2 protein-coding genes and 1 pseudogene are annotated in these 2041 nt (G+C 40.4%); 2 read left to right on the forward strand and 1 reads right to left on the reverse strand.

Features of this window, described 5'->3' with window-relative positions; translation table 11 throughout:
- Positions 1 to 204, reverse strand: a 204-nt coding sequence (locus ACR2F3_RS13290) for a carboxypeptidase-like regulatory domain-containing protein (protein WP_432710459.1), incomplete at its 3' end; no start/stop codon positions are given.
- Positions 205 to 299: 95 nt separating this feature from the next.
- On the opposite strand from ACR2F3_RS13290, the gene kbl reads away from it, so the two are divergent.
- Together kbl and ACR2F3_RS13300 are read left to right on the forward strand one after the other, a co-directional pair.
- Positions 300 to 1487, forward strand: coding sequence for a glycine C-acetyltransferase (gene kbl, locus ACR2F3_RS13295; RefSeq protein WP_432710460.1), 1188 nt, complete (start codon positions 300 to 302; stop codon positions 1485 to 1487).
- A 15-nt stretch (positions 1488 to 1502) separates the two neighbouring features.
- A pseudogene (locus tag ACR2F3_RS13300) lies at positions 1503 to 2041 on the forward strand (phenylalanine--tRNA ligase subunit alpha); the annotation flags it as partial.

Here is a 2041-nt window from a genome sequence, read left to right on the forward strand (position 1 = left end):
ATAGGTGCCCTTTGCTAAGGCAAGTTTATAAATGCCATCTACATTTGCCGAGGTGCCCATTGTAGTATTTTTTACATATACCGAGGTAAACGGAATAGGTTCCCCATTTTGATCTTTAATTTGACCTGTTAAGGTATAGTCCTGGGCGTACGCACTGTTTACAAAACCTAATAGGAGTAACAGCGAGTAGTAGATGTTTTTCATATGTAACCTAAATATATAATTTTTTCCCCATACTTATTTTGTTTAGGGCGATCGTTGATATTTTTCTAACTTTGAATGCAATAAATCATATAAAGATGTATAAAACACTACAACCGCTTCTTAAACAAGAACTAGACCAAATAGAAAAAGATGGCTTATATAAACGTGAAAGAATTATTGTTAGCCCGCAAGGTGCCGACATTAAAATAAGTACCGGACAGGAAGTAATCAATTTCTGTGCAAATAATTATTTAGGTCTTGCTTCAGATCAGCGGGTTATTGATGCAGCAAAACAGGCTTTGGATAAATATGGCTATGGAATGTCATCGGTAAGGTTCATCTGTGGTACACAGGATATTCACAAAGAACTGGAGGAGAAGTTATCAGCTTTCTTAGGAACAGAAGATACCATATTATATGCTGCTGCTTTTGATGCGAACGGTGGTGTTTTTGAACCTCTTTTTAATGATCAGGATGCCATCATTTCAGATGAGTTAAACCATGCCTCCATTATCGACGGGGTGCGTTTGTGTAAAGCAGGCCGCTACCGCTATAAGCATAATGATATGGCCGACCTGGAAGTTCAGTTGCAGGCGTCGGCGGGTGCAAGAAATCGCATCATTGTAACAGACGGTGCCTTCTCTATGGACGGTACCATTGCCCAGTTGGATAAAATCTGTGACCTTGCCGATAAATATGAAGCGTTAGTGATGATTGATGAATCACACTGTTCTGGTTTTATGGGGAGAACCGGTAGGGGAACCCACGAACATTGCGGTGTAATTGACCGTGTAGATATTATTACCGGTACATTGGGCAAAGCGCTTGGTGGTGCATCTGGTGGTTTCACTGCCGGTAAAAAGGAAATTATCGACATGCTTCGCCAAAGATCACGTCCTTATTTGTTTTCTAATACCCTGGCGCCTGCAATAGCTGGTGCATCAGTGGCCGTATTAGATCTTTTAAAGGAATCAACCGACCTGCGCGATAAATTGGAAAGTAATACCATGTATTTCCGCGAAAAAATGACTGCTGCGGGTTTTGATATTAAAAAAGGTATACATCCAATTGTGCCTGTAATGTTATATGATGCAAAACTGGCACAGGATTTTGCTGCAAAAATGCTTGAAGAAGGTATTTATGTAATTGGCTTTTATTATCCTGTTGTTCCAAAAGGAAAAGCAAGGATCCGGGTGCAGCTTTCAGCAGCTCATGAGCAACATCATTTAGATAAAGCCATCGCAGCATTTACGAAGGTTGGTAAGGAACTGGGGGTAATTTAGCGTATATTTGCCATCATGTTACAAGATAAGATAACACAGTACACTGCAGAAATTAATGCCTTTTCTACCGTTAATGCCGATGAGCTGGAGCAGTTCCGGATCAGGTTTTTAGGTACAAAAGGAATTATTAAAGATATATTCGACGAGTTTAAAGCGGTTTCACCTGAGGAAAAAAGAACCTTAGGGAAAGTTTTGAATGAGTTTAAACAACTGGCTGAAGCCAGGTACCAGGAGTTAAAAGACCAGGAAATTACCCAGGAAGTGGGTAAAGATGCAGATTTAGACCTTAGCCTGCCGGGCGAAGGTTTTGAAATCGGTGCTCGTCACCCTTTAGCACTGGTAAGAAGAGAGATTATTGATATTTTTAGCAAATTAGGTTTTATAGTTGCTGAAGGTCCTGAAATAGAAGATGACTGGCATATTTTCTCTGCATTAAACTTTCCGGAAGAACACCCGGCAAGAGATATGCAGGATACCTTTTTTATAAGAAAAGGCGGCGAAAATGGTGACATTGCTTTGCGTACCCACACTTCATCAGTACAGGTGCGTATGAT

This window comes from Pedobacter sp., from assembly GCF_045627485.1.
Lineage (GTDB): Bacteria > Bacteroidota > Bacteroidia > Sphingobacteriales > Sphingobacteriaceae > Pedobacter.

Excerpts from the sequence above, each read along its gene's own strand:
- kbl (WP_432710460.1), top strand. The coding sequence starts at position 300 with ATGTATAAAACACTACAACCGCTTCTTAAACAAGAACTAGACCAAATA.